A 5893-nucleotide genomic window follows, 5' to 3' on the forward strand; every position below is an offset into this window, starting at 1 on the left:
CTCCGCTTCGGCCAGGGAACCCTGCCGGCGTGGGCCCACCACCGGCGCCCAGTTACTGGCTGGTCGGCAGGTTCTGCAGTTCCTCCTGGCCCACGCAGTTCCTGCTGGCCGGCACCTTCGCGGCCGCGGCCGAAAGGTCAGCCAGGACGGTAGCGGAACTGATGGTCTCCTGGTCTTTTGTGAGAAGGATCTCAGTGGCCGGTTCGCGGCCAAAAGTTGTCAGGGTCCAGGCCGCGTCACCCTCTTTAATGACCCAATCGACGCCGTTCACACTGACGCACCGGTCCGTCGTCGGCCCCGGAACATTGACGCCGCAGCGCAGGATCACCTGCGACGGGTCACCCCACGCGGCGGTTGCCTGGCTGTTGGTTTTGCGCAGCGGCGCGTCGCCGATGGCATCCGGCAGGGCCACCATCATGGGTGCGCAAGCGGGGTTGGCAGCGTCGCCCGCCGGCGCCACATCCACCACGGGGGCACAGGCGGCAAGACAAGCCGCTGCCACCAGGGATGCAGTCACCCCGAAGAGCCGTCCGGAAGATGGAACCCGGGGTTCAGGTAACGGGAGGCTGGGTTCGGCTGGAGGAGCAGGCTGCATATCATCCATCATCTCCACATACCGTTTTCGGCGCCAATCGCAGCCCGGCAGGCCAACAACGGCCCCGTCACAGCAATTTCGTTGCGGACAACAGGCGGTCCTAAAGGACTATAAACTGTTGTCCCGATGAGTAAAACTATGAATGCCGGGCCAAGACACGGCGCCGCGACGGTTCCGTCAGGCCGGGGCTTTCGAAGAAAGCAGGCGCTGAAAGCCATCGGGGGTCTCGCTTCGGTCATATTGCTGACCTACATAGCCTGGCTGCGGCTGCCGGAAGTGACCAGGGGGACCCTATGGGCCGAAGACGGTGCCGTCTTCCTCCAGGACACGGTGGCAATCGGCCCGTGGGCCAGCATTGGTGAACCCTATGCGGGCTACCTCCACACCATTCCGCGCCTCATTTCAGGCATAGCGTACCTGGTGGCCCCCCTTAGTTCATATGCCATCATGATGTCGTTCCTCAGTTGCGCTGCCGTTGCGGCTGTCGCTGTGGGCGTCTATCACTTGTCCGCTGCCCTTGTGGACAATCGGGCCATCCGGTTGATGCTTGGAATGATTCCGGTGTTGCTCCCTGTCGGGCCGCTTGAGGTCCTCGGTAACGCGGCCAATCTGCATTGGTACCTGCTGTGGCTTGTGCCTTGGCTGCTGATCTACGAGCCTTCCCGCTGGTATGGCAAGGGTGGCCTTTTCGTGATGACTTTTGCTGCGGCCACCACAGAGATCATCTCCGGGCTTTTCATACCCCTTGCTCTGTGGACGGCGTTCCGCCGGCGGAACTACTGGGCGCCGGTAGGCCTGCTCGCCGGTATGGTGTGCCAGTTCGTGGCAACCGCCGCCAAGCCCCGGTATGGGTCCCCGCCGGAGGTGGACCAGGCGGACCCGTTGTCAGTTTTTTATGGTTTCGGTTTGCAGGCCGTGGCTTCCCTCTGGGAAACCGACAAACGCAGCATGGCTTCGACCATTGTGAATTACGGCGCATTTCCCGTTCTCATACCGGCGGCCGTAATTGCTGGCCTCCTGATTTATGTCCTGGTTGTAGGCAGCACCAAGTGGAGATTCGTTGCAGCTTATTCATTTGGGGCAGCTGCCCTGTGCTGGACGGCCGCAGTTGTACTCAATGTTTCGGCTGAGCTTGATTTTGCGGGTTTCACGGAAGAGGACTGGCTCGAGCAGTTCACGTATTTTCGTTACGCTGCCGCTCCTTCGATGTTCCTGCTCATCCTGGTTCCGGCCGCCGTGGCCGTTGCCGCTGAGAGGGCAGGCAGCACGAAAGCCCGGACGTTCTTATGGGCCCCTGCCGTGCTGCTCGTTTTCCTGTCGGTCAACTACTTCCCGGCCCTTCCAGGCCGGGAGACCGGGCCGGAATGGGAGAAGTTCCTGGCAGTTGCCCACGAGGAGTGTGTCCTCAATGGTGGCGTTGGAGTCATCGGCGTGGCGCTGGCTCCTGCCCCCTGGCAAGCCACGCTTCCCTGCAGTGTGGTCCTTAACCGGTGACGCGCCTGGCCTCTTGGATTCCCTCCAGTGTGGGGGCGCGATGAAGCGCCGGGCTTACCGGGGGGGCCGGGCGTTCTGGGCCTGGCGGGATCATTTGGCTGCCCTGCAGGGACGATAAACTACTCGCCAAATGACAAAGATTATCGAGGGGGACACTGCCCATCGCCCGGCCTCTGCGAACGGCAAAAGGTCAATGGCCAGACGGGTGACCATGAAAAGCGCGGTGCTCCTGGGCAGCGTAGTGATCCTGACGTTTCTGGCCTGGGGTCGCCTGCCTTCCATGACGAAGAAAACTGTCTGGGCTGAGGACGGCGGCGTCTTCCTGCGCGATGTGCTCAGCACTGGCCACCTGCAGAGCATTTTTCTGCCCTACGACGGCTACCTGCATGTCCTCCCTCGGCTACTGTCGAGTGCCGCGTATGAACTCGTCCCGCTGGACGGATACGCCATCGCCATGTCGCTGGTCAGTTGTGCGGTGGTGGCCGCCATTTCCATTGCGGTCTTCCATCTTTCGCGGGTACTGACTGATTCGGTGCCGGTGCGGGTCATGATTGCGGTCATTCCCATCCTGTTGCCGATCGGTCCAAACGAGATTCAGGGCAATGCGGCCAACCTGCATTGGTACCTGCTGTGGCTGACGCCTTGGCTGCTGCTGTGCAAGCCGAAATCAGCAGCCGCGGGTGCCGGGCTGTTCGTGGTGACATTCGTCACCGCTGCCAGTGAAATCATCACAGGCATGTTTTTGCCCCTGGCAATCTGGGCGGCATTCCGTAAACGCGCTTATGTTGCTCCTGCCGGGTTGCTCGTTGGCCTGGTACTTCAGGTCCTGACCACGCTGAGTAAGCCCAGGTTCAACGGCGCTCCGCCCCCGACTGATGCCGTTGACCCGCTGTCGGTGCTGATGGGTTACGTGCTGCTGCCCATCGGTTCCATCTGGAACCCGGATAGCAGGACCCTGGCTTCGGGAATAGTGAATTTCGGGGCGTGGGCGCTGGTGGTTCCCTGTCTCCTGCTCGTCGGGCTGCTCGTCTACGTGCTGATAAAAGGTGACCGCGCCTTTCAGTGGGCCGCAATCATTGCGCTGACGGCTTCGGCTCTGTGCTGGACCGCATCGGTGGTACTGAGCGGTAATCCGATGTTCAATTACTCGAAGTTTTCGGCATCGGACTGGGCCAACGGGTTTGCATTCGTTCGTTACGCAGCGGCTCCGGCAATGTTCATCCTCCTGCTGATTCCCATCACCGTGGCCGTGGCCCTGCAGCGTGGGCATTTACAACGCGGAGTCACTCCTTTGCTGGCCGGGATATTCGTTGCTGTCCTCCTCCTCGGCTACTTTCCTACAGCCACGCGCCCGGTAGGTCCGGCCTGGTCGCCCGGGGTGGATGCGGCCCGAACCCTTTGCTCCAGCGATCCCGCACTGCCCAGTGCCAGCGCCGTCGTGGCTCCTGCCACGTGGAAGTTTGCCCAAGTAGTGATTCCGTGTGAGGCGCTGCGGAAAGACTGAGCCGCGCAGATCGGCCCTTCGCCATCGAATGTCAGCAGGTCGCTGTAGCGTAGGGGCGTGCCTGAAATACCGTTGACTGAACAACCCCTGACTGACGAACCCCTCACCGTGGCCGGGCTGTCAGAAGCCGGCCTGCTCGCCCGCATCTTCCCGCGGCTGGAGATCGGCGCGGACCACGCTTCGGCAATTCTGCTCGGTCCCGGAGACGACGCCGCCATCGTCTCCGCGCCGGACGGCAGGACGCTCATCAGCATCGATACGCAGGTGCAGGACCAGGACTTCCGGCTCACCTGGACCAACGGTTACCGCACCACAGGCTTTGACGTTGGCTGGAAGGCCGCAGCCCAAAACCTCAGCGACATCAACGCCATGGGGGCCACGGCCACGTCCATGGTGGTCAGCCTCACGTTGCCGCCGGGCACACCGGTCAGCTGGGTGGAGGATCTTGCCGACGGCCTGTCGGCAGCAATCCGGGATCTGGGGGCCAGCAACTGTTCAGTGGCCGGAGGTGACTTGGGCCGTGGCCGGGAAATCTCCGTAACAGTCGCGGTGCTGGGGACCCTGGGCGGCGGAAAGCCCGTGCTGCGCTCCGGGGCGCGCGCGGGGGATGTCCTGGCGCTGGCCGGTACAGTGGGCAGGGCCGCCGCCGGACTTGCCCTTTTGGAATCGGACTCGAACGTCGATTCCCTGGTTCGGGAGCAGCGCGAGCTGCTGGACGTCCAGTGCAGGCCGCAGCCGCCCCTGGCTGCCGGACCGCTGGCCAGGTCAGCGGGAGCAACCGCCATGATGGACATCTCCGACGGCCTGGTGCGGGACGGTACCCGGTTGGCTCTCGCCAGCAATGCCGTCATCGACCTGGACCCCGCGGAACTGCAGCGGCTTGCGGAAAGCCTCAAGCCGGCGTCGGACTTCCTGCAGTTGGACCCCTTGGATTGGGTTCTGGGCGGGGGAGAGGACCACGGGTTGCTGGCCACATTCCCGCCTGACGTTCAGCTGCCTCCCGGATTCACTGCGATAGGCTCAATACAAGCCCCGGGAATCAACTCCGGCCCGGGCGTCACGATTGCGGGCCACGCCGCTGGCACCGGGGGATGGGATCACTTTGCAGATTAAGGTTGCCGCCAACGCGCAAGCGATGAAGCGGTGGTTGGACAAGGCCGAAACGGCCGTTGGCAACCACAGTGACCGGCTCAACGCGATCAACATTTTCCCCGTAGCTGATGGAGACACCGGCACCAACCTCTACCTCACGGTCCGGGCGGCTGCCCGGGCCCTGCACGGCGATGCTGCAGGCCAGCCCGACGCCGGCCACGGGGACGTCGGCGTGGTGCTGGCCGGGGCGGGCCGGGCGGCGATGGAGCAGGCACGCGGTAACTCCGGAACGCTTTTTTCGGTGTTTCTCTGCGCCGCTGCCGAGCCGCTGGTCGGACACACCCGGCTGACCGCCACGCTGTTGGCCGCTGCCCTGAACCGCGCCCAGATCCGGGCCTGGTCCGCTTTGAGTGATCCTGTACCCGGCACCATGCTGTCGGTGATGGAAGCTGCAGCGCGAGCGGCGGCAGAGGTGGAGAACGGCGACCACAGCAACCACGCTTTGGGCCTTGCCCTGGACGCTGCCGTCAACGGCGCACTGGCGGCAGTGGTGAACACCGAAGGGCAGCTGCCCGCACTGGAGGCTGCCCACGTCGTCGACGCCGGGGGTGTCGGCATGCTCCTCATCCTTGACTGCCTCCGTTCAGCCGTGATGGGCGGCGAGCTCCAGGGCGAACTCCTGGACGGGCTGCACGGTTACGACGTCCAGGATCCCCATATCCACAAGGACCTCCCCGACGACGACGGCGTGGAGGTCATGTGCACCATCAGCCTGTCGCCCCTCAGCGCGGCCACTCTCCGGCAACGGCTGGACGAAATCGGCGATTCGGTCATCATGAGCCAGGTGGACAGCGCAGCAGTGGCCGACGGCACCTACCGTTGGCGGGTCCACGTCCACGTTCCCGAGGCTGAACCCGCCGTCGCGCTGATCCGTTCCCTGGGCGAACCCAGCGACATCTCCGTCAGCGAACTCGCCCTGGCCCGTGACCCGGAACCAGCTCCGGTGAACTCCAGTGGGCATGAGCGCTGACCTGGACGTTGCCCTGGAACGCCGCATCGGAAAGCGTTCCGCGGCCGTCATTGAGAAGAACCTCGGGATAACCACGGCCGGCGGCCTGCTCAATTATTTCCCGCGGCGCTACCTGGACCGTGGTGAGCTCACGCCCATCAGCGAGGTTCCCCTGGACGAAGAGGTCACGCTTATTGCC

At 63.8% G+C, this 5893-nt stretch carries 6 protein-coding genes; 5 read left to right on the plus strand and 1 reads right to left on the minus strand.

From position 1 onward, the window contains the following. Nucleotides 1-52: 52 nt before the first annotated feature. Nucleotides 53-517 (minus strand): DUF3515 domain-containing protein, encoded by a 465-nt coding sequence (locus DBR22_RS16960; protein ID WP_258229259.1) that lies wholly within the window; start codon nucleotides 515-517, stop codon nucleotides 53-55. A 204-nt stretch (nucleotides 518-721) separates the two neighbouring features. On the opposite strand from DBR22_RS16960, the gene DBR22_RS16965 reads away from it, so the two are divergent. The 5 genes from DBR22_RS16965 to DBR22_RS16985 all read left to right on the plus strand — a co-directional run. After that, nucleotides 722-2089: a hypothetical protein gene (locus DBR22_RS16965; RefSeq protein WP_181365223.1), complete on the plus strand. Its 1368-nt coding sequence runs from the start codon at nucleotides 722-724 to the stop codon at nucleotides 2087-2089. Between the two features lie 280 nt (nucleotides 2090-2369). Beyond that, nucleotides 2370-3593 (plus strand): hypothetical protein, encoded by a 1224-nt coding sequence (locus DBR22_RS16970; protein ID WP_181365224.1) that lies wholly within the window; start codon nucleotides 2370-2372, stop codon nucleotides 3591-3593. A 57-nt stretch (nucleotides 3594-3650) separates the two neighbouring features. Continuing rightward, on the plus strand, nucleotides 3651-4706 hold the full coding sequence (gene thiL, locus DBR22_RS16975; RefSeq protein ID WP_258229260.1) for a thiamine-phosphate kinase: 1056 nt from the start codon (nucleotides 3651-3653) through the stop codon (nucleotides 4704-4706). 22 nt (nucleotides 4707-4728) lie between these two features. Beyond that, nucleotides 4729-5715, plus strand: a complete 987-nt coding sequence (locus tag DBR22_RS16980) for a DAK2 domain-containing protein (protein ID WP_108599990.1) — start codon at nucleotides 4729-4731, stop codon at nucleotides 5713-5715. Beyond that, the coding region (locus DBR22_RS16985) for a hypothetical protein (protein WP_146187542.1) at nucleotides 5705-5893 on the plus strand (189 nt) is incomplete at its 3' end. The genes DBR22_RS16980 and DBR22_RS16985, both read left to right, overlap by 11 nt.

The sequence above is a fragment of the Arthrobacter sp. HMWF013 genome (assembly GCF_003061105.1).
Classification (GTDB): domain Bacteria; phylum Actinomycetota; class Actinomycetes; order Actinomycetales; family Micrococcaceae; genus Arthrobacter.